We start from the raw sequence: 19,928 nt of genomic DNA, 5'->3' as shown, positions 1-19,928 counted from the left end.
CCATACTACACGAGAACCCGGGGCGGGTCCTCCCTCACTCCAGGGCCAGGCCCAGGGGGTCTTCCAAAAGCGCCGCCAGGTGGCGACAGAAGCGGGCAGCCTCCGCCCCGTCGATGAGGCGGTGGTCGTAGGTGAGGCCGAAGGGCATCAGCAGCCTGGGGACGAAGGCCTCCTTTTCCGCGTCCCACACCGGCTTCAGCTGGGAGCGGGATACCCCCAGGATGGCCACCTCCGGCCAGTTGACGATGGGGGTGAAGCCGGTGCCGCCAATCCCCCCCAGGTTGGAGAGGCTGAAGGTGCCCCCTTGCATCTCCTCGGGGGCAAGCTTCCGCTCCCGTGCCCTCTCGGAAACCTCCTGAAGCTCTTTGGCCAGGCGCAGGACCCCTTTTTGGTCCACGTTCCGGATCACCGGCACCAAAAGGCCATGGGGGGTATCCACCGCCACCCCGATGTGCACGTAGTCCTTGAAGATGACCTCGGCCTTTTCCGGGTCAATGGAGGCGTTGAACTTGGGGAAGGCCCTTAAGGTGAGGGCCAGGGCCTTGAGGAGGAAGGCGGTGAGGGTGAGCCGAAAGCCCCTCTCCTCCGCCCGCTTGGCGTAGCGTTTTCTTAAGCCCTCCAGCTCGGTGATGTCCGCCTCGTCGAAGTGGGTCACCATGGGCACCTGGGCCCAGGCCTGGGCCATGGAGCGCATGGTAGCCTTGCGCACCCCGCTCATGGGCTCGGCGCGCACGGGGCCCCAGCGGCTGAAGTCGGGGAGCTTGGGGGCCTGGGCCGCGGGAAGGGCAGCAGGCGGAAGCTCCGAAGGGGCCAAAAGCCCCGCCGCCCGACGCACGTCCTCAGCGGTGATCCGCCCCGCCAGCCCCGTGCCCCGCACCTGCTGGAGGTCCACCCCCAGCTCCCGGGCCAGGCGGCGCACCGAAGGGGCGGCGGGGATGAGGCGGCGCTCCTCCTCCGGCAAGGCAACAGGGGCCTTGGGGGCTGGGGAGGAGGCCTCGAGGGGCTTGGGCGGCGCCGGGGCCGCCCTGGGGACCTCCGGTGCCTGGGCCTCTTCCCCAGCCTCCTCCGCCAGCTCCAAGAAGGGCTGTCCAGGGCGCACCTCGTCCCCCACCTTCACCAAAACCCGCCGCACCACCCCACCCGTCTCGGCTGGGACCTCCATCACCGCCTTGTCGGTTTCCAGCTCCAAAAGGGGGTCCCCCGGGGCCACCCGGTCCCCCTCCTTCACCAGCACCCCCACCACCGTGGCGGCGCTCACGTTATCGCCCAGTTCGGGAAGCTTCAGCTCCATCTTGCCCTCCAGAATACCCCCTTACCTCCTATGGGGCGGGGTTTCCAAAAGCTCGAGCCCAAGCTCCTTGCGGGCCTTGGCCAGGGTCTTAGCCGGCACCTTGCCCTCCTCGGCCAAAAGGGCAAGGGCCGCGTAGGCGATGTGCCGGGCGTCCACCTCGAAGAAGTCCCTCAGGGCCTCCCGGGTATCCGAGCGGCCAAAGCCGTCCGTGCCCAGGGCGCAGAAGGGCCGGTCCAGATACCCCCTTATGAGGTTGGGCAGGGCCTTGAGGTAGTCGCTGGCGGCCACCACCGGGCCCTCGTGGCCCTCTAAGGCCTCGGCCACGTAGGGCTTGCGGGCCTTGCCCAGAAGCCTCCGCTCCCTTTCCGCCTCGAGGGCGTCCACGTAAAGGGCCTTGTAGCTGGTGGCGCTCCACACGTCCGCCACCACCCCGTAGCCCTGAAGGAGCTCCTGGGCCCTGACCGCCTGGGGCAGGATGGGCCCCGAGCCCAGAAGCTGGACCCTGGGGCCCTTCCCCTCCCCGGGGCGGAAGAGGTAAAGACCCTTGAGAATCCCCTCCTTCACCTTCGCCCTGGGCTCGGGCATGGGGGGGTGGGGGTAGTTCTCGTTCTCGATGGTGATGTAGTAGAAGACGTCCTCGCCCTTGGCGTACATGCGCCTTAAGCCGTCCTCGAGGATCACCGCGAACTCGTAGGCAAAGGCGGGGTCGTAGGCCAGGAGGTTGGGGGCGGCCAAGGCGTAGATATGGCTCTGGCCGTCCTGGTGCTGGAGCCCTTCCCCTAGCAAGGTGGTGCGCCCGGCGGTGGCCCCAAGGAGGAAGCCCCGGGTACGCTGGTCGGCCGCCGCCCAGACCAGGTCCCCGATGCGCTGCAGGCCGAACATGGAGTAGGTGATGAGGAAGGGGATGGTGGGGATGCCCCAGTGGGCGTAGGCGGTACCGGCGGCGATGAAGTCGGCCATGGCCCCGGCCTCGGTGATGCCCTCCTCCAGGATCTGGCCTTCCTTGCTCTCCTTGTAGGCGGTGAGGGTACCGGCGTCCACGGGGATGTAAAGCTGCCCCTGGGGGGAGTAGACCCCCACCTGGGCGATCAGGGCCTCCATGCCGAAGGTGCGGGCCTCGTCCGGCACGATGGGCACGATGAGCTTGCCGATCTTGGGATGCCGGAGGAGCTTGGCCAGGATGCGCACGAAGGCCATGGTGGTGGAGATCTCCCTGCCCCCAGAACCCTCGTAGAACTCCTGGAAGAACTCCTCCCCCGGCACCTCTAGACCGCCCGTAAACCGCACCCGGCGCTCGGGGACAAAGCCCCCTAGGGCTTTCCTGCGCTCCAGGAGGTATTTCACCTCGGGGGAGTCCGGCCCCGGGTGGTAATAGGGAAGCTCGGAAAGCTTCTCCTCCGGCACGGGAATGCCCAGGAAAGCCCGGGCCTCCTTCAGGTCCTCCTCGGTGAGCTTCTTCACCTGGTGGGCCACGTTCTTGGCCATGGCGGTGGGCCCCATGCCGTAGCCCTTGATGGTGCGGGCCAGGATGACCACAGGGCTTCCCCGGTGTTCCACCGCCGCCTTGTAGGCGGCGTAGATCTTCTTGAGGTCGTGGCCGCCCCGGCTCCGGGTGAGCTCGGTGAGCTCCTCGTCGCTCATGCCCTCGATGAGCCGCTTGAGCTCGGGGGTGTTGAAGAAGCGCTCCCGTAGCTCCTTGGCCCCGAAGGCGGCGTAGCGCTGGCTCTCCCCGTCCACCAGGGCCTCAAACCGCCTAAGAAGGTGGCCCTCCTTGTCCTTGGCGATGAGGGGATCCCAGGCCGAACCCCACACGATCTTGATCACCCGCCAACCCGCACCCCTATAGAGCCTTTCCAGCTCCTGAATGATCTTGGAGTTGCCCCGCACCGGCCCGTCCAGGCGCTGGAGGTTGCAGTTCACCACGAAGATGAGGTTGTCCAGGTTCTCCCGGGCCGCCAGGTGCAAGGCCCCTACGGTTTCCGGCTCGTCGTGCTCCCCATCCCCCAAGAAGGCCCAGACCTTGGCGCTGCTTTTGGGCTTCAGGCCCCGGTCCTCCAGGTAGCGCATGAAGCGGGCCTGGTAGATGGCCTGGATGGGGCCAAGGCCCATGGAAACCGTGGGGAACTCCCAAAAGTCCGGCATGAGCCAGGGGTGGGGGTAGCTGGAAAGCCCCCGGCCTCCCGCCACGGGGGGGTGCACCTCCCGGCGGAAGTTCTCCAGGTCCGCCTCGCTCAACCTTCCCTCCAGAAAGGCCCGGGCGTAGATGCCGGGGGAGGAGTGGCCCTGGAAGAAGACCAGGTCCCGGTCCAAGCCCGCCTCGGGGCCGCGGAAGAAGTGGTTGAAGCCCACCTCGTAGAGCTCGGCGATGGAGGCGTAGGTGGAGATATGCCCCCCGATCCCCTCCGCCTTCTTGTTGGCCCGGGTGACCATCATGGCCGCGTTCCAGCGGAGGATGTTGACGATGCGCCTCTCCAGCTCGAGGTCCCCGGGATAAGGGGATTCCTGCTCCTTGGGGATGGTGTTCAGGTAGGGAGTGGAGAGGCGGTTTTGCGGGGAGAAGCCCTGTAGGTAGAGGTACTCGTCCAGAAGGCGCAAAAGCTCCTCCACCCTGGCGAAGCCTTCCACCCGGAGCACGTACTCCAAGGACTCCCGCCACTCCCGGTTTTCCTCCTCCCTGAACCGGGCCAGCTCCTCTGGGGAAAGGGCCTCTAAGGCCTTCCTCAGCGCATCCGCGTTCACCACCTTCATCCTCCCCCTTTACGAAAACTACACTACACCGACTCCCCTTCCCAGTCTGGGATGGGGGAGGACCTTTGTCCAATAGAAAAGCCTGGGGCGTGCTGATAAGCTGACCTTATCATGGACCTGCGCCGCCTGCGGCTTTTCCTTCTTCTGGCCGAGGAGAAGAACTTCCACCGGGCGGCGGAGAAGGCCTACCTTTCCCAGCCCGCCCTTTCCCAGCAGATAAAGGCCCTGGAGCAGGAACTCGGGGTGAAGCTCCTGGAACGCAGGCCCTTCCGCCTCACCCCAGCGGGGGAGGTGCTGGTGCGGGAGGGCCGGCAACTTTTGCAGGAGGTGGAGGCCCTCAAGGCCCGGGTGCGGCGTGCCCATCGGGAAGAACTCCGCTTCGGGGTTCCGGAAAACCTCCTTCCCGACCTCATGCCCCTTCTGGACCACCTGCGCCGGGGCTTGGGCCAGCCGGTGGAAATCCTGGAGATGCACACCCCCGAGCAGGTCAAAGCCCTCAGGGAGGGCCAGCTGGACTACGGCCTGGCGGGGCTTCGGGTGGAGGACCCCCTCATCGGCCAAGAACCCCTCCTGCAAGTGCCCATCGTGGTGGCCCTGCCCGAGGAGCATCCCCTGGCCTCGAGGGAAAGGGTCCCCCTCAAGGCCCTCAAGGAAGAGCCCTTCCTCCTCCTTCCCAAGGAAACCCTGCCCCCCCTTTACGAGGCCTTCATGGAAGTGTTCCGCCAGGCGGGTTTCACGCCCCGGGTGGTCCGGGAGGTGGCCCGGTTCTCCCAGGCGGTGAGCCTGGTGGCCGCGGGGGTGGGGGTCTACCTCACCCTGGCCCCCTACCGGGTCTTCCCCCACCCAGGAACCGCCCTCAAACCCCTCGAGGAGGAGGCCGCCCTCCAGGTTTCCCTCATCTACTGCCGCACCCCCCCACCCCCCCGCCTCCAGGAGGTGCGGGCCCTCCTCCGCGCCCTGGTCCTTTAGGCCTGCAAGCCCGGAAGCTCCTCCGCCTCCCCCCAGGCCAGCTCCACCAGACCGATGAGCTCCTCCACGGGTAGGCCGTAGTCCCGGGAGAGGCGGGTGATCTCGTGACCCAGGCGGCGGAGGTGGGCGAGCTGGGCCGGGCCGGCCTCCTTGGCCAGATCCACCAGCCAGGAGAGGAGCACCTCCGCCTCCTCGTCGGTGAGGCCCTCGGTGAGGGCCTCGTCTTCCAAAAGGAGCTGCACCGGGTCTTCCCTCATCGCCTCTTTAGTATCTCCTCCTCCCGCACGAAGCCAAGCCTGCGGACCAGGGCCTCCAGGTGGGCCGGGTCCTTGGCCGCCTCCACCTCGGCCTCGAGGCGGGCCACCCGGGCCTCCGCCTGGCGCAGGGCCGCCTCCAGCCGGGCCCGCTCCTGGCCCAGGTGGTAGGCCCGCACCCCTTCTTGGGCTAGAAGGAAGAGGGCATGGACCAGTCCCAGGGCGAAGACCAGGTGCAGGATGCGGTAAATGGGGCGCTCCAAGGTGGCCCCATTATACCGGGAAGGCGGGGGAAAGCCCGGCAAGAAGGGGCAGGGCCCTAACACCGTAGGGGCAGGGTCCGAAAACCCCCTGGGAAACCCTTCTGATCGGCGATTTTGCCCTTTTAGCGAAACGTTCCGTTATAGGTGTTGCATTTGCACATGGCCCGTGTATACTGGAACTGAAAGGAAGGAGGAGCCATGCCAAGGATGAGGGAAAAGGAAAACTACCGGGCGCGGCTAAAGGCGGTGGGGCTCAGGCACACCCTGCCCCGGGAGCGGATTTTGAGCTACCTGGACCGCAAGAACGTCCATCCCACCCCGGAAGAGCTCTACAACGGCCTGAAGAAGCGGGGCTACGACATCGGGCTTTCCACGGTCTACCTGAACCTCCACGTCCTGCGGGAACACGGCCTCATCTACGAGTTCAAGGACCCCAAGGGCAACACCCGCTACGACGGCTACAACGAGCCCCACGTGCACCTGGTCTGCACCTCCTGCGGCAAGGTGGAAGACCTCCTCTTGAAGAACCTCCCCGAGCTGGACCTCGCCCAGGCCCAGCAAGCTGCCGCGGAAAGGAGCGGCTGGGCCCTGGAGGGCTTCCGCCTGGAGCTCCGCGGCAAGTGCCCGAACTGCCAGGGCTAGAAGAGGGAGGGAAAAGAGCCCGGGGCTTCCCCGGGCTCTTCCCTTATTCCGCTCACTCCCCTACCGAAACCTGAGGCCATGTCGCACCCGCTTGCCGGGGCCCCCACGCGGACGGGGCCCGCGTGGGGTGGCATTAAAGGCCCCGGGCCACCTCCAGGATGGTCCGCACCCCAAACCCCGTGCCCCCCTCCGGGCCCAGGGGGTGGGCCCTCTTGGCGAAGGCGGGCCCGGCGATGTCCAGGTGGACCAGGGGCACCTGCACGAACGCCGCCAGGAAGAGCGCCGCGGTGATGGCCCCGCCGTTGCGGTCGCCCACATTTTTCAGGTCGGCCACAGGGCTTTTCAGCTTCTCCCGATAGGCCTTTTCCAAAGGCATGGGCCAGACCTTCTCCCCCGCCCGTTCCGCCCCCTGGCGCACCTTTTCTCCCCAGGCGGCCTCGGTGGCGAAAAGCGCCGCCACCTCCTCCCCCAGGGCCACCACCGCCGCCCCGGTGAGGGTGGAGAGCTCCAGGATGCGGCTTGCTCCTTGCCGCTCGGCGTAGGCCAAGGCATCGGCCAGGGTGAGGCGGCCTTCGGCGTCGGTGTTCATCACCTCCACCGTCTTCCCGGAAAGGGTTCTGAGCACGTCCCCCACCCGGTAGGCCCGGCCCGAGATCAGGTTCTCGCAGGCGGCGATGTACCCCCTTAGCTCCACGGGAAGCCCCAAGAGGGCCGCGCTCTTCATGGCCCCCAAGACCGCCGCCGCTCCCGCCATGTCGCCCTTCATGGTGGCCATACCCTCCGTGGGCTTTAAGGAGTAGCCGCCGGAGTCAAAGGTAAGGCCCTTCCCCACCAGGTCCAGCCTTTCCTGGGCGCCTTCGGGGGCGTAGCGCAAGGCGATGAAGCGGGGCGGGTTTTCCGAGCCCTTGCCCACCGCCAGGAAGGCCCCCATGCCCAGGGCCTCCATGGCCGCCTCGTCTAGGACCTCCACCCCCACCCCCAGGGGCTTCAGGCCGAGGGCGGCCTCCGCCAGAGCCTCGGGGGTGAGGACGTTGGGGGGCTCGTTCACCAGGTCCCGGGCCAGGTAGACCCCTTCCGCCACCTTCCTCGCCCGCTCCAGGGCCTCGAGGCCCGCCCCGGAAAGGCGCAGGGCGAGGGGCTTGGCTTGCCGTTCCGTCTTGTGGCGTTCAAAGCGGTAGGACCCCAGGTAAAGCCCTTCGGCCAAGGCGTAGGTCTCCTCCTCGGCGCCCAGGGGCTCCACCAGGGCTTCGGGGAAGGAGGTCTTGAGAAGAGCCTGGGCCAGACGCCCGCCTGCCTCCCGAGGGTCCTCCCCCGCCCCAAAGAGGAGGAAGTGGCCCTCTGGGGTGGCGAGGAGCAGGCTCTCCCCCGCCTCCCCCTTGAACCCCGCTTTCTCCATGGACCGGCGGAAAAGCCCTCCTAGGCGGGCATCCAGGGCCTCCCCTTGGGGGAGCAGGGCACCTTGGCGCACCCAGAGGACCCGCAAGGGTACCTGCGCTTCGTCCAAACGGGCTTCGGTGGCGTTTAGGGTGATCACGCCTGGAGTTATACCACGCCCCCGTGGCAGAATGGTAAGGATGCGGCTTCTACTCCTAATGGCCAAGCAGGCGGCCCTGGGCGGGGCGGCGGCCCTCGAGGGGGTCATGATGAAGGCCCCTTGGGCCTGGGCCCTGGCGGTCCGCCTCCCCAGCGGCGAGGTCCACGTGGAGCGCCACGAGGAGCCCGCCTTGAGCGAGCGCTACCCCTGGGCCAAGCTCCCCCTGATCCGGGGGGTGGTGACCCTCTGGGACGCCCTTTCCGTGAGCTACCGGGCCCTGGCCCGGAGCGCCGAGCTGGTGGGCAGCGAAGACGAGATGCCCAAAGGCGCCCTCTGGGGCACCGTGGCCGTCAGCCTCCTCATCGGTATCGCCCTCTTCATCGTGCTTCCCGGGTTCCTCGCTGGGCTATTGCTGGACGCGGCCCGTTTCCCCCTCCTCTACAACCTGCTGGCGGGCCTCATCAAGGTAAGCCTTCTGGTGGGCTACCTCCTCTTCATCGGCCGCATGCCCGACATTCAGCGCTTCTTCATGTACCACGGCGCCGAGCACAAGGCCATCCACGCCGTGGAAAAGGGGCTCCCCCTCACCGTGGAAAACGTCATGGCCCAGCCCCGCTTCCACCCCCGGTGCGGCACCACCTTCATCGCCTTCGTCATCGTGGTCTCGGTCCTGGTCTACAGCCTCATCCCCGCCCCCCAGGTCCTCTGGTGGCGCCTCCTCGCCCGCGTCCTCTTCCTGCCGGTGGTGGCCGCCCTGGCCTTTGAGCTCCTCTACTTCTCCGCCCGGCACGAGGACCCCGTTTCCCGGTTCCTGCGGGCCTTGGGCTTCCGCTTCCAAGCCCTCACCGTGGCCGAGCCCACCCCGGACATGGTGGAGGTGGCCATCAGGAGCACGGAAGCAGCCGTGGGCGAAAGGGTGGTGGCATGAGCAAGCGGGTTCTGGTGGCCATGTCCGGGGGGGTGGATTCCTCGGTGTCCGCTTACCTCCTGAAGGAAGCGGGGTACGAGGTGGTGGGGGCCATGATGCGCTTCTGGCCGGATGAGCCGCCGCCACCGGCCCTACCGATGGGCGGACCGGCAGAGCCCAAGGCCTGGGAGAGCTGCTGCACCCCGGACGCCGCCTACGAGGCGAGGCGGGTGGCGGACCTCCTGGGCATCCCCTTCTACCTCCTGGACTACCGGGAGGTCTTTGAGGAGGAGATCATCCGCCCCTTCCTCCGGGACTACGCCGAGGGTCGCACCCCCAACCCCTGTGCCCGCTGCAACACCTTCGTGAAGTTCGGCGCCCTCCTCAAGCAGGCCCAAAGGCTCGGCCTGGACTACGTGGCCACCGGGCACTACGTGCGCCGGGAAGGGGAGGCCCTCCTCCGGGGGGTGGACCCCTTCAAGGACCAGAGCTACTTCCTCTGGGGCACCTCCAAGGAGGCCCTCCCCCGCCTCCTCTTCCCCGTAGGGGGGCTCACCAAGCCCGAGGTGCGGGCCATGGCCGAACGGGCGGGCCTTCCCAGCGCCAGGAGGCCGGAAAGCCAAAACCTCTGCTTCGTGGCCGGAGACCTGAAGTCCTTTCTCCGGGAAAAGCTTCCCCTGCGCCCAGGGCCCGTGGTGGACGCCCTCACCGGGGAGGTGGTGGGGGAGCACGGGGGAGCAAGCCTCTACACCCTTGGTCAGCGGAAGGGCCTGGGGCTCTATAAGCCCCACCTGGAGCGGTACGTGGTGGGGGTAGACCCGAAGGCCAACGTGGTCTACGTGGGGCCCAAGGAGGCCGCCCTTTGGCAAGGCCTCGAGGGGGAAGAGGCCAACCTCCTGGCCGAACTTCCCGAGGAAGTGGAGGTCCAGGTGCGCTACCGCACCCCCCCGGTGCGGGCCAAGGTGGAGTCCCTAAGCCCCTTGCGCCTCCGCTTCGCTAGCCCAGTCTTCGCCGTGGCCCCAGGGCAAAGCGCCGTGCTCTACCAGGGGGAGAGGCTTTTGGGGGGCGCGGTCATCCGCCGGGGGCTTTACAACCTGGCAGGGCTTGACCGGGGTTTTGCGGCAAAGGCCTTGACCTTGTCCTGACAAAAGGCTGTAAGAGTACGGATGGGAGGTTAGAGATGCGGAAAGCCTTTTTCGGAATTCTGGCCCTGGCCAGCCTGGCGCTAGCCCAGCAGACCATCACCCTGGTGGGAGCGGGCGCCACCTTCCCCTACCCCCTCATGGCCAAGTACGGGGACGAGTACACCCGGCTCACCGGGGGGAAGGTGCGCATCAACTACCAGTCCATCGGCTCCGGGGGTGGCATCCGCCAGTTCTTGGAGCAAACGGTCCACTTCGGTGCCAGCGACGCCCCCCTGGACGACACCCGGATGAAGGAGGTGCGGGACCGCTTCAAGACGGGGGCCCTCAACATCGGCTACGCCTTGGGGGCCGTGGTACCCATCTATAACTTGCCCGGAGTCCGGGAGCCCCTGCGCTTCAGCGGAAGCGTCTTGGCAAACATCTATCTGGGCAGGATCAAGACCTGGAACGACCCCACCCTGCAGGAGCTGAACCCCAACGTGAAGCTTCCCCCCCTGCCCATCACCGTGGTCCACCGCTCGGACGGCTCCGGCACCACCTACGTTTGGGCGGACTACCTTTCCAAGGTGAGCCCCGAGTGGGCCCAGAAGGTGGGCCGGGGCACCAGCCTGCAGTGGCCCGTGGGCGTGGGCGGCAAGGGCAACGAAGGGGTCGCTGGGGTAGTGAAGCAGACCCCAGGGGCCATCGGCTACGTGGAGGTCACCTACGCCAAGCAGAACAACCTCAGCTACGGGGCGGTGCAGAACAAGGCTGGGCGCTTCATCCAAGCCGACCTCCCCTCCATCAAGGCGGCGGCCAACGTGCCCCTGCCCGGGGACATGCGGGTTTCCCTCACCGACACCGCAGCCCCCGATGGCTATCCCATCGCCAGCTTCACCTACCTCCTCCTCTACGAAAACCTCTCGGTCAACAAGGCGGTGAAGTCCGAGGCCGAAGCCCGGGCCCTGGTGGAGTTCGTGAAGTGGGTGCTCACCGAGGGGCAGAAGTTCAACGAACCCCTCACCTACGGGGCCCTCTCCTCGGTGGCCCAGCAGCGGGCCCTGGCCCTGCTCTCTCGGGTCACCTACGAGGGTAAGCCCATCGGTAAGGAGATCGTGGGCCGCTAGCCCGCGCCTGCCCCTGGGGTGGCCTTTCCCAGGGCCACCCTTTATCTTGAAAAGGGGTTGCCCATGAAGCGGCTCTACACCCATTTCGGTGACCGCATCTTTGCCACCTTGCTCCTCCTCCTGGCCCTGGGGGTAGCGGCCCTGGCCCTCCTCATGGCCTATGAGCTCTACCGGGGAGGGAGCCTGGCCCTTCAGCGCTTCGGCCTTCTGGGGTTTGCCCTGGGCCGGGAATGGGACCCGGTGGTGCAAAAGACCTTCGGGGCCTGGCCCTACATCCTGGGCACCTTGATCGTCAGCTTCTCCGCCCTGCTCCTCTCCTTCTTCCCCGCTCTGGCCGCGGCCATCTTCGCCGCGGAGTACGCCCCGAGGTGGTTAGCCCAGGTCATCAACTTCCTCCTGGACCTCATGGCCGCGGTGCCCAGCGTGGTCTACGGGCTTTGGGGCATCTTCGTCCTGGCCCCCTGGATCCGGGACAAGGTGCAGCTTCCCTTCTACATGTGGGCGGCAGAGCAGGCTCCGTGGCTGGTTCCCATCCTGGGGGTGCCCACGGGCTACGGGTTGATGACGGCGGTGCTGATCCTGGCCTCTATGATCATCCCCTACACCGCCGCCCTGGCCCGGGACGCCATCGCCCTGGTACCCAAGGAGCACCGGGAGGCCGCTTACGCCCTAGGGGCCACCCGCTGGGAAGTGATGCGCCTGGCCATCTTGCCCTTGGCCCGTGGGGGCATCATCGCCGGGACCTTCCTGGCCCTAGCCCGGGCGGTGGGGGAAACCATGGCCGTGACCATGGTCATCGGCAACTCCCACAAGCTCCCCTATACCCTCTTCGGGGGAGCGGCCACCATGCCCAGCGTCATCGCCAACGAGTTCACCGAGGCGGTGGAGGACCTGCACCTTTCCGCTCTGATCGCCGTGGGCTTCCTCCTCTTCCTGGTGTCCATGGCGGTGAACTTCACCGCCGCTTACGTCCTCAGGCGGCAGGAACGCCTGGTCAAGGGGGTGCTATGAAGACCTTGGAAAAGGACCTGGCCTTAAGGCGCCGCTACCGGGCGGAGCGCTTCATGATGGGCCTGGTGGCTCTGGGCACCTTGCTGGCCTTCTTAATCCTCTTTCTGGTCCTGGCCTATGCCCTGGCCCAGGGGGTGGGGGCCTTGAACCTAGATTTCTTCCTAAAGGACATGCGCCCTCCTGGGGAAAGCGGTGGGGGGCTTCGCCAAGCCATTGTGGGCACCTTGATCGTGGACGGGCTGGGCCTTCTCATCGCCCTGCCCTTTGGGCTGGCCGCAGGCGTCCTCCTGGCAGAGTACCCGGACCACCCCGTGAACCCCTACCTCCGCCTCCTCTCCGACACCCTCAACGGCATGCCCGCCATCCTCTTCGGCCTCCTGGCCTTCGTACTCATCGTCAAGCCCATGGGAGGCTTCTCGGGGCTTTCCGGGGCCTTCGCCCTGGGCTTCCTCATGATCCCCATCCTGGCCCGGAGCACCGAGGGTGTGCTCAGCCTAGTGCCCAAGGAAATCCGTGAGGCGGGGCTGGCCTTGGGGCTTCCCCGCTGGCGGGTCATCCTTTCCCTGGTTCTGCCCACGGCCCGGGCTGGGCTCATCACGGGAGTTCTTCTGGCCTTCGCCAGGGCGGCGGGGGAGGCGGCGCCTCTCCTCTTCACCGCCTTTGGTAGCCCCCTACTGGAGCTAAACCCCCTCAAGCCCATGGACACCCTCCCCTTACGCCTCTTCGCCTTTGCCATCAGCCCCTACGAGGACTGGCACCGGCAGGCCTGGGCTGCGGGGCTGGTGCTTTTCGGGCTCATCACCCTGACAAGCCTATTGGCCCGGTGGGCCTCGAGGAGGTTCTAAATGGTCAAGGAAGCCGTGGACGTGCACATGGAGTCCAAGAACCTGGTGGTCCGCTACGGAAGCCGGGTAGGGGTGGGAGTCGGAGGTGGGGTGAACCTTCCCCTGTACCGCCACAAGGTCACCGCCCTCATCGGTCCCTCGGGGTGCGGGAAGACCACCTTCCTGAGGGCCCTAAACCGCATGCACGACCTCACCCCCATCGCCCGGGTGGAAGGGGAGGTTCTCCTGGATGGCGAGAACATCTACGCCTCCGGGGTGGACCCGGTGCTGGTGCGCAGGCGGGTGGGGATGGTCTTCCAAAAGCCCACCGCTTTTCCCACCATGTCCATCTACGACAACGTGGCAGCAGGGCTCAAGCTGGTGGGGATCCGGGACAAGCGTCGGCTGGACGAGGCGGTGGAGCGGGCCCTGCGGGGAGCCGCCCTGTGGGACGAGGTGAAGGACCGGCTCCGTACCCCGGCCAGCGGCCTTTCCGGGGGCCAGCAACAGCGCCTCACCATCGCCCGGGCCCTGGCGGTGGAGCCGGAGGTTTTGCTCATGGACGAGCCCACCGCCAGCCTGGACCCCATCTCCACCCAGGCCATAGAGGACCTCCTCCTCTCCCTAAAGGAGCAGGTGACCATCGTCATCGTGACCCACAACATGCAACAGGCAGCCCGGGTTTCCGACTACACCGCCTTCTTCCTCAATGGGGAGATGGTAGAGTTCGGCCCCACGGAAACGATTTTTACCCGGCCTAAAGACCTGCGCACCGAGGCCTACATCACCGGCCGTTTCGGCTAGACTCTGGGGCATGTCCCCCCTCGGCTTGCTCTTCCTGACCCTATTCAACAGCGTCCTGGGGCTGTCCATCCTCTTCCCCATCCTGGGGCCCCTGGGGCGCACCCTGGGCCTTACGGAGGTCCAGGTGGGCCTTTTCTCCACCGGTTACGCCCTCTTGCAGTTCCTCCTCGCCCCCTACTGGGGCAGGCGGAGCGAGCGCGGAAGAAAGCCCATCCTGCTCCTGGGCATCCTGGGCTTTGCGGGAAGCTTCCTCCTCTTCGGCCTCTTCGCCCTCTTGGGGGAACGGGAGCTGGTTCCGGAAAGCCTCCTTTTCCCCCTCCTCCTCCTCGCCCGCCTCCTGGGAGGGGCCTTCAGCTCCGCCACCCTGCCCACCGCCCAGGCCTACGTGGCCGACGTCACCGGACGGGAGGGCCGCACCGCGGGCATGGCCCTTTTGGGGGCGGCCTTTGGCCTGGCGGTGATCCTGGGACCCGCTTTGGGCGCAGGCCTCGCCGCCCTCTTCGGCCTCCTGGCCCCGGTCTTTTTCTCCGGAGGGCTCGCCCTCTTCAACGCCCTCTTCGTGGCCCTGCTCCTTCCCGAATCCCGGCCTGCGGGAAGCCGGGAGGCGGGGCGGCTTTCCCCGTGGGACGCCCGTGTCTTTCCCCTCCTCCTCCTGGGGTTTGCTCTGAACCTCTCCAGCGTATCCCTGGAGCAGACCATCGCCTTTTACTTCCAGGACCGGCTGGGGCTTTCCCCCTTAGCCACCGCCCGAAGCGTGGGCCTGGCCCTGGTGCTCTACGGCCTGGTGGCGGTCTTCATCCAGGGTTTTCTGGTGCGAAGGTTCTCCTGGCCCCCGAGGACCCTCCTTCTCCTAGGCCTGCCTGTGGGCATCCTGGGCTTCGGGGTGCTGGTACTGACGCAAAGCTTCTGGGGGCTGGCGGTGGGTCTGGCCCTCCAGGGGGCGGGAACGGCCCTGGCGGGGCCAGGGGTAACGGCGGCCCTTTCCCTGGCGGTGGGGGAGGGGGAGCAGGGTCAGGTGGCGGGGCTCAATAGTTCGGCACAAGCCCTAGGGCGGATGCTGGGGCCCATCTTGGGCACGGGGCTCTACCGCATGGCCCCCGAAGCCCCCTACCTCCTGGGGGGTGGCCTTCTCCTCTTGGCCCTCCTCCTTCTTCCCGCCCTCTTCCGCCGGGTAAAGCTCTAGATGCGGCTCCTCCTCTTCCGCCAGAAGAACTTCCGCAACCTGGTCTTCCCCGCCTTCCGCCCCCCGTCGGGCCTCTTCGCCCTGGTGGGGGGGAACGCCCAGGGGAAGACCAGCGTCCTCCTGGGCCTCCATCTGGCCCTAGGGGGCGAGGTGCGAGGCCCTCTGGCGGACCTCATCCGCTTCGGCGAGAAGGAGGCCTGGCTCTACGCGGAGGTGGAAACGGAGCTCGGCCTCTACCGGGTGGAGCAACGGCTTACCCCGGAGGGAAGGGAGGTCCTCCTCAACGAGAAGGCGGTGGGGCTCCGGGCCCTCTACGAGCTTCCCGGCTCCGTCTTGGTGCTCCCTGAGGACGTGGAGGTGGTCCTGGGCCCCAAGGAGGAGCGGCGGGGGTTCCTGGACCGGCTGATCGGCCGCTTCTCCCGAAGGTACGCCGCCCTGCTCTCCGCTTACGAAAAGGTCCTCCGCCAGCGCAATGCCCTCTTGAAGGCCGGAGGGAACGGGCTATTCGTGTGGGACCAAGAGCTGGCCCGCTACGGCACGGAGATCATGGCCTTCCGCCGCCGCTTCCTCCAGCGCTTTCTGCCCATATTTCAAGACATTCACCGCACGCTGGCCCCAGGGGAGGCAGGGCTCCACCTGGAGGTTTCGGTGCAGGGGGACTTCCTCGAGGCCCTAAGGGCGCGGCGGGAGGAGGAGCTGGCCCGGGGGCAAACCCTGGTGGGCCCCCACCGCGATGACCTGGTCTTCCTCCTGCAAGGACGCCCCGTGCACCGCTTCGGCAGCCGGGGGGAGGCCAAGGCCCTGGCCCTAGCCCTGCGCTTGGCCGAGCACCGCCTCTTCTGGGAGCACCACGGGGAGGCCCCCCTGCTCCTGGTGGACGAGTGGAGCGAGGAGCTGGACGCCGCCCGGCGCCAGGCGGTGCTGGCCTACGCCCAGGGGCTACCCCAAGCCGCCCTGGCCGGGCTTCTAGCCCCCGAAGGGGTGCCGGTATGCTGGGTGGAAGGGGGGGTGGTGCTGTGCCCTGGCGGCTGAAGGAGCTGATCCCCGAGGCCTTGAAGAAGGCAGGGGGCAAGGAAAAGCTCAAGCGGGGCCTGGTGCTCTCCGCCTGGAAGGAGGTGGCGGGCAAGGAACTGGCCCAGCTCACGGAGCCCGTGGCCCTGGAAGCCGGAACCCTCACCGTGCGGGTAGCCGACGCCGTCGTTGCCCACCAACTTACCTACAGCCGCCTGGCCCTCCTCCGGCGCTACGGGGAGCGCTTTCCTGGGGTGGTGAAGGAGATCCGCTTCGTGGTGGGACCGGTGGAGGCGCCCCCTCCCCCGCCTTCCGCCCCTTCGGAAAACCCCGAGGCCGCCCGCAAGGCCCTCACCCTGGCCCAAAGCGCACCGCCGGAGCTCAGGGAGCGGGTGGCCCGGGCAGCCCTGGCCCTCTTCCGGCGGACCCAGGGAAGGCCCTGCCCCATCTGCGGAAGCCCCAGCGAAACCCACCCCTGCCCCACTTGCCAGCGCCTCCTGGAAAGTCCTTGGGTGCGCAAGGAGGCGGAGCGCCTCAAGCGGGGCCGCCCCTCGGGCCTCGAGGGGGAGGCCCTCCTGGTGGCCCGGCACCTGGCCAGGCAATCCCTTCTAAGCGAGATGGAGGCCCTTTACCCCCAGGCCCTACGGGACGCATCTCTGCGCCCTCTTCTTCGGGACCTGGCCCAGCGCTTCGGAGCCCTATTTCCCGGGGAAACCCTCCCCGAGGCAGTGCGGAGCCTCCTCGCCAAGGAAGCCTAAGCTCCCAAATAAGCCTCCTAAAGGCTTTCCCCCCTCGGTAGCGAGGGGGGAAGCTTTGCGTCCTGGAGCTGGTGGGCGGCAGAGGATTTGAACCTCTGGCCTCTCGCTTGTAAGGCGAGCGCTCTGACCAACTGAGCTAGCCGCCCGTGGTGACCCCAGGGGGAATCGAACCCCCGTTTCGGCCTTGAGAGGGCCGCGTCCTGACCGCTAGACGATGGGGCCCCGCTTTGGTGGGCCGTGCAGGATTCGAACCTGCGACCTACCGATTAAAAGTCGGTTGCTCTGCCAGCTGAGCTAACGGCCCCAAAGCCTTCGTGATTATAGCGGGCTAACCGGACCCGCGCAAGGCGTCCATGATCCAAAGCCCCAAGCGCTCTTCCCGCACACGGGCCTGCAATGTCTCCAGGTGAAAGGGCCTAGGAAGCACCTCCTCCAGGGGCCGTTTGGGCAGCGGCGCCTGCTCCAAGAAGGCGAAGAAGTCGGGGTCGGCCCAGGGGGGTACCCAGGCCCCGCTGCGGCAGAGGAAGACCCGGTGGAAAAGGCCCGCCACCTTTCCCCCCGTGTCCTGGACCCGGGGCAGCGGCACCCAGGGTTCGGGCTCCCCTCTGGGGTCGCGCCAGGGGGGGTAGACCACCCGCAGCCTCGCCCCCTGGCGGGCGTAGAAGACCATCCAGTCGTCGCAGGCGGGTTCTTCCCCCAAAGGGCGGTAGCCCGCGTCGTGGTGGGCATCAAAGAGGACCACCTCCTCCACCCCTTCCCTCACCTCGGGGTGGAAGGCCAGGGCATTGGAGTCCGCGTAGTAGAGCACCGCCCCCGGGGCGAAGGCGAACCGCTCCCAAAACCCTTCCCAGCCCCGCGCCCTGGGTAAGGAAAGGCCCCGCAGGAGAAAAGCCAAAGCCCTGCGCTCCCACACCTCCCCCAGGTAGTAAGGGGTTTCAAAGTGGGCCCAGGCAAAAAGGTCCGCCTGAGGGTCCTGGGGGCTTTGGGGCACGGGGAAGAAGAAATCAAAGTCCACCGCCAAAAGCCGCATCCCCCTTTATCCATAGCAAAGCCCCCGCCTAAAGGCGGGGGCCCAGGGCGCACCCCTTTACCAGACGTAGAAGATGGTGACGATGAAGAGCCAGACCGCGTCCACCAGGTGCCAGTACATGCTGGCGGCCTCGAGGGTGCCGTGGTTATGCTGGGTGATCTTGCCCCTAAGGGCCTGCAGGTAGGCCAGGATGAGGCCAAAGCCCCCGATGACCACGTGCAACCCGTGCAGGCCCACGATGGTGAAGAAGGCCGCGGTCCAGAGGTTCTCCTGCCAGCTTGAAGCGTGGTGGAACTCGTAAAACTCGTAGGACTGCACCAGGAAGAAGAGAACGCCCAGGATAATGGTGATGAGAAGCCCGAAGCGGAAGGGGCTGAAGCGGCCCCGCCTAAGGTCGTGGTGGGCGAAGTGCACGGTGAAGGAAGAGCTCACCAGGAAGAAGGTGTTGAGCAGGGCCAGCCACAAAGCAGGCCGCTCCTCGGGGGGCGTGGCCGCCCCGGAAAGGCGCAGGTACAGGTAGCCCGCGATGAGGATGGCGAAGAGGCCCACTTCCGAAACGATGAACCAGGCCATCCCCATCCAGGCGTTGGACTTGCCAGAGAGGGTGTGGTGCTCCACCGGGTGGCTGTACTCGTCCTCGAGGGCCCAGCGCACCAGCCCGTAGGCAAAGAGGCCCAGGAAGACCCACATCCACACGTTGGGCACGGGCAGGGCGGCCACGGAAACGAAGAAGGCAAAGAGGGTGGCGGCGGCGTAGAAGGGCCAGAAGGAGCTGTTGGGCAGGTGGATGTGGCTGGGGTCTTCCGGCTTCAGCTCCACCCCCTTCTTGGCCCAGTCGTAGAGAGGCCGCTCGGAGGGGAAGTCCTTGGGCAGGGCCACGTCGAAGTTATGGGCCTTGGGCGGAGAGCTGGTGAGCCACTCCAAGGTGTAGCCGCCCCAGGGGTTATCCGGAGCCCTCTCTCCGGAGCGCAGGCTCTTCCACATGGTGTAGATCCAGACCAGGCCGCCCAGACCCAGCACGAAGGCCCCGATGGTGGAGATGAGGTTCAGCTCGGGCCAGCCGGCGATGTCCGCGTTGTAGGTGTAGTAGCGCCGGGGCATGCCCAAAAAGCCCAGGGCGTACTGGGGCAGGAAGACCAAAAGGTAGCCCACCAGGAAGAGCCAGAAGTGGAGCCTCCCCAGGCGCTCGTCGTACAGGCGGCCCGTCATCTTGGGCCACCAGTAGTAAAGCCCGGCGAAGGCCCCGAAGCCCGAACCCGCCATCAAGACGTTGTGGAAGTGGGCCACCACGAAGTAGGAGTCCTGGAAGTGGTAGTCCAAGGGGGTCATGGAGAGCATGACCCCGGTGATGCCCCCCAGGAGGAAGTTGAAGATGAAGCCCAACACCCAAAGGAGGGGGGTTTTCATCTGCAGGTGCCCACCCCAAAGGGTACCGATGAGGTTAAAGAGCTTCACCCCCGTGGGCACGGCGATGAGGGCGGTAAAGAAAGCGAAGGCGATCTGGAAGATGGTGGACTCGCCCACGGTGAACATGTGGTGGGCCCAAACCATGGTGCCCAGCACCACGATGCCCATCTGGGCCCAGACCATCTGCTTATAGCCGAACAGGGGCTTGCGGGAGAAGGTGGAAGCCACCTCGGCCAGGATGCCCAGGTAGGGCAGGAGCATCACGTAGACCGTGGGATGGGAGTAGAACCAGAAGAACTGCTGGAAGAGAACGGGATCACCCCCAATATCAGGGTTGAACCAGGAAAGGCCGATTTTCCGGTCCAGGAGGACCAGCAGGGTGGCCGAGGTGAGCCCCGCCAGGCTGAAGAGGTTGAGGACGCTGGCGGCGAAGACGCTCCACACGTACATGGGCATCTTCCACATGCTCATCCCCTGGACCCGGAGGTTGTAGATGGTGGCGATGAAGTTGGCGTTGCCCAAGAGGCTGGAGAAGCCCAGGAGCAGGATGGCCGCCATGTAGAAGTTCACGCCGCTCCCCGACTGCACGGAGAAGGGGTAGTAGAAGGTCCAGCCCACGCTGGGGGCCCCCCCGGGGAAGAAGAAGCTCATGAGGGCTAGGATGATAGAGCCGAGGAAGGCCCAGTAGCTGAAGGCGTTCACCCGGGGCAGGGCCACGTCCCTGGCCCCCAGCATCAGGGGCACCACGAAGTTGCCGAAGCCGGTAAGCCCGGCCTGGATGATGAAGAAGAAGAGCATGGTGGCCCCGTGGAGGGTGAGGACCTGGTTGTACTGCTCCCCGGTGAGCAGGGTGTTATTGGGCACCGCCAGCTGCGCCCGGATCAGCAAGGAGAAGACCCCCGCCAGGGCGAAGGCGAAGAAGGCGGTAACCGTGTACAGGAGGCCGATCTTCTTGTGGTCTACCGTGGTGAGCAGGTCCCAAAGGACCGCCCAGAAGCCTGGTTTTGGCTTGGTTGCAATGGCCATCTTCCTAACCCTCCC

At 66.8% G+C, this 19,928-nt stretch carries 18 protein-coding genes and 3 tRNA genes; 11 read left to right on the top strand and 10 right to left on the bottom strand.

Features of this window, described 5'->3' with window-relative positions; all coding sequences use genetic code 11:
• Positions 1-34: 34 nt before the first annotated feature.
• Positions 35-1,291: a 2-oxo acid dehydrogenase subunit E2 gene (locus tag L1088_RS06715; protein ID WP_234554255.1), complete on the bottom strand. Its 1,257-nt coding sequence runs from the start codon at positions 1,289-1,291 to the stop codon at positions 35-37.
• Positions 1,292-1,312: 21 nt separating this feature from the next.
• Positions 1,313-4,039 (bottom strand): pyruvate dehydrogenase (acetyl-transferring), homodimeric type, encoded by a 2,727-nt coding sequence (gene aceE / locus L1088_RS06710; RefSeq protein ID WP_234554254.1) that lies wholly within the window; start codon positions 4,037-4,039, stop codon positions 1,313-1,315.
• A 111-nt stretch (positions 4,040-4,150) separates the two neighbouring features.
• Here aceE and L1088_RS06705 point away from each other — a divergent pair, with 111 nt between their 5' ends.
• Positions 4,151-5,008: a LysR family transcriptional regulator gene (locus tag L1088_RS06705; RefSeq protein WP_234554253.1), complete on the top strand. Its 858-nt coding sequence runs from the start codon at positions 4,151-4,153 to the stop codon at positions 5,006-5,008.
• Here L1088_RS06705 and L1088_RS06700 read toward each other — a convergent pair.
• Positions 5,005-5,265: a hypothetical protein gene (locus tag L1088_RS06700; protein ID WP_038048743.1), complete on the bottom strand. Its 261-nt coding sequence runs from the start codon at positions 5,263-5,265 to the stop codon at positions 5,005-5,007. The genes L1088_RS06705 and L1088_RS06700 overlap by 4 nt on opposite strands.
• The gene (locus L1088_RS06695) at positions 5,262-5,525 is read right to left on the bottom strand and encodes a septum formation initiator family protein (protein ID WP_038049686.1); all 264 of its coding nucleotides are present in this window, start codon (positions 5,523-5,525) and stop codon (positions 5,262-5,264) included. Before L1088_RS06695 ends, L1088_RS06700 begins: the two co-directional genes overlap by 4 nt.
• A gap of 198 nt (positions 5,526-5,723) precedes the next feature.
• On the opposite strand from L1088_RS06695, the gene L1088_RS06690 reads away from it, so the two are divergent.
• Positions 5,724-6,167, top strand: coding sequence for a Fur family transcriptional regulator (locus tag L1088_RS06690; protein ID WP_038048741.1), 444 nt, complete (start codon positions 5,724-5,726; stop codon positions 6,165-6,167).
• A gap of 133 nt (positions 6,168-6,300) precedes the next feature.
• On the opposite strand, the gene L1088_RS06685 is transcribed toward L1088_RS06690, so the two are convergent.
• A complete protein-coding gene (locus L1088_RS06685; protein ID WP_234554252.1) occupies positions 6,301-7,701 on the bottom strand; it encodes a leucyl aminopeptidase in 1,401 nt (466 codons plus the stop codon).
• Positions 7,702-7,741: 40 nt separating this feature from the next.
• Here L1088_RS06685 and L1088_RS06680 point away from each other — a divergent pair, with 40 nt between their 5' ends.
• The 9 genes from L1088_RS06680 to L1088_RS06640 all read left to right on the top strand — a co-directional run bounded on the left by L1088_RS06680 (position 7,742) and on the right by L1088_RS06640 (position 16,450).
• Complete coding sequence (locus L1088_RS06680) at positions 7,742-8,629, top strand: DUF1385 domain-containing protein (RefSeq protein WP_234554251.1); 888 nt, start codon at positions 7,742-7,744, stop codon at positions 8,627-8,629.
• A complete protein-coding gene (gene mnmA / locus L1088_RS06675; RefSeq protein ID WP_234554250.1) occupies positions 8,626-9,753 on the top strand; it encodes a tRNA 2-thiouridine(34) synthase MnmA in 1,128 nt (375 codons plus the stop codon). The genes L1088_RS06680 and mnmA overlap by 4 nt, the downstream gene beginning before the upstream one ends.
• A gap of 35 nt (positions 9,754-9,788) precedes the next feature.
• The gene (gene pstS, locus L1088_RS06670) at positions 9,789-10,859 is read left to right on the top strand and encodes a phosphate ABC transporter substrate-binding protein PstS (protein ID WP_234554249.1); all 1,071 of its coding nucleotides are present in this window, start codon (positions 9,789-9,791) and stop codon (positions 10,857-10,859) included.
• A 63-nt stretch (positions 10,860-10,922) separates the two neighbouring features.
• Positions 10,923-11,870 carry a phosphate ABC transporter permease subunit PstC gene (gene pstC / locus L1088_RS06665; protein WP_234554248.1) on the top strand — a complete coding sequence of 316 codons (948 nt, stop codon included), beginning with the start codon at positions 10,923-10,925 and terminating at the stop codon, positions 11,868-11,870.
• Positions 11,867-12,715 carry a phosphate ABC transporter permease PstA gene (pstA, locus tag L1088_RS06660; RefSeq protein ID WP_234554247.1) on the top strand — a complete coding sequence of 283 codons (849 nt, stop codon included), beginning with the start codon at positions 11,867-11,869 and terminating at the stop codon, positions 12,713-12,715. The genes pstC and pstA overlap by 4 nt, the downstream gene beginning before the upstream one ends.
• Entirely contained in the window at positions 12,716-13,498 is a 783-nt protein-coding gene (pstB, locus tag L1088_RS06655; RefSeq protein ID WP_234554246.1) for a phosphate ABC transporter ATP-binding protein PstB, read from the top strand.
• A gap of 10 nt (positions 13,499-13,508) precedes the next feature.
• Entirely contained in the window at positions 13,509-14,681 is a 1,173-nt protein-coding gene (locus tag L1088_RS06650) for an MFS transporter (RefSeq protein ID WP_234554245.1), read from the top strand.
• Positions 14,682-15,713 carry a DNA replication/repair protein RecF gene (gene recF, locus L1088_RS06645; protein ID WP_234554244.1) on the top strand — a complete coding sequence of 344 codons (1,032 nt, stop codon included), beginning with the start codon at positions 14,682-14,684 and terminating at the stop codon, positions 15,711-15,713.
• Positions 15,698-16,450 carry a DciA family protein gene (locus L1088_RS06640; RefSeq protein ID WP_038048725.1) on the top strand — a complete coding sequence of 251 codons (753 nt, stop codon included), beginning with the start codon at positions 15,698-15,700 and terminating at the stop codon, positions 16,448-16,450. The genes recF and L1088_RS06640 overlap by 16 nt, the downstream gene beginning before the upstream one ends.
• Positions 16,451-16,519: 69 nt before the next feature.
• Here the strand turns inward: L1088_RS06640 and L1088_RS06635 are convergent.
• From L1088_RS06635 to ctaD, 5 genes are all read right to left on the bottom strand, one after another.
• Positions 16,520-16,596 (bottom strand) — tRNA-Val (locus L1088_RS06635).
• A 1-nt stretch (position 16,597) separates the two neighbouring features.
• A tRNA-Glu gene (locus L1088_RS06630) sits at positions 16,598-16,672 on the bottom strand.
• Positions 16,673-16,678: 6 nt separating this feature from the next.
• A tRNA-Lys gene (locus L1088_RS06625) sits at positions 16,679-16,754 on the bottom strand.
• Between the two features lie 24 nt (positions 16,755-16,778).
• Entirely contained in the window at positions 16,779-17,480 is a 702-nt protein-coding gene (locus L1088_RS06620) for a hypothetical protein (RefSeq protein WP_038048724.1), read from the bottom strand.
• 57 nt (positions 17,481-17,537) lie between these two features.
• Positions 17,538-19,913, bottom strand: coding sequence for a cytochrome c oxidase subunit I (gene ctaD / locus L1088_RS06615; RefSeq protein WP_234554243.1), 2,376 nt, complete (start codon positions 19,911-19,913; stop codon positions 17,538-17,540).
• Between the last annotated feature and the right edge of the window lie 15 nt (positions 19,914-19,928).

The sequence above is a fragment of the Thermus caliditerrae genome (genome assembly GCF_021462525.1).
GTDB classification, from domain to species: domain Bacteria; phylum Deinococcota; class Deinococci; order Deinococcales; family Thermaceae; genus Thermus; species Thermus caliditerrae.
Note: the sequence above shows the minus strand (reverse complement) of the source record. Positions and strands in the feature narration are given on the sequence as shown.

Coding starts and splice junctions, on each gene's coding strand:
- L1088_RS06715 (WP_234554255.1), bottom strand. CDS start 1,291: ATGGAGCTGAAGCTTCCCGAACTGGGCGATAACGTGAGCGCCGCCACG.
- pstC (WP_234554248.1), top strand. CDS start 10,923: ATGAAGCGGCTCTACACCCATTTCGGTGACCGCATCTTTGCCACCTTG.
- L1088_RS06620 (WP_038048724.1), bottom strand. CDS start 17,480: ATGCGGCTTTTGGCGGTGGACTTTGATTTCTTCTTCCCCGTGCCCCAA.
- mnmA (WP_234554250.1), top strand. CDS start 8,626: ATGAGCAAGCGGGTTCTGGTGGCCATGTCCGGGGGGGTGGATTCCTCG.
- L1088_RS06650 (WP_234554245.1), top strand. CDS start 13,509: ATGTCCCCCCTCGGCTTGCTCTTCCTGACCCTATTCAACAGCGTCCTG.
- aceE (WP_234554254.1), bottom strand. CDS start 4,039: ATGAAGGTGGTGAACGCGGATGCGCTGAGGAAGGCCTTAGAGGCCCTT.
- ctaD (WP_234554243.1), bottom strand. CDS start 19,913: ATGGCCATTGCAACCAAGCCAAAACCAGGCTTCTGGGCGGTCCTTTGG.
- recF (WP_234554244.1), top strand. CDS start 14,682: ATGCGGCTCCTCCTCTTCCGCCAGAAGAACTTCCGCAACCTGGTCTTC.
- pstS (WP_234554249.1), top strand. CDS start 9,789: ATGCGGAAAGCCTTTTTCGGAATTCTGGCCCTGGCCAGCCTGGCGCTA.
- L1088_RS06680 (WP_234554251.1), top strand. CDS start 7,742: ATGCGGCTTCTACTCCTAATGGCCAAGCAGGCGGCCCTGGGCGGGGCG.
- pstB (WP_234554246.1), top strand. CDS start 12,716: ATGGTCAAGGAAGCCGTGGACGTGCACATGGAGTCCAAGAACCTGGTG.
- L1088_RS06705 (WP_234554253.1), top strand. CDS start 4,151: ATGGACCTGCGCCGCCTGCGGCTTTTCCTTCTTCTGGCCGAGGAGAAG.
- L1088_RS06700 (WP_038048743.1), bottom strand. CDS start 5,265: ATGAGGGAAGACCCGGTGCAGCTCCTTTTGGAAGACGAGGCCCTCACC.
- pstA (WP_234554247.1), top strand. CDS start 11,867: ATGAAGACCTTGGAAAAGGACCTGGCCTTAAGGCGCCGCTACCGGGCG.
- L1088_RS06690 (WP_038048741.1), top strand. CDS start 5,724: ATGCCAAGGATGAGGGAAAAGGAAAACTACCGGGCGCGGCTAAAGGCG.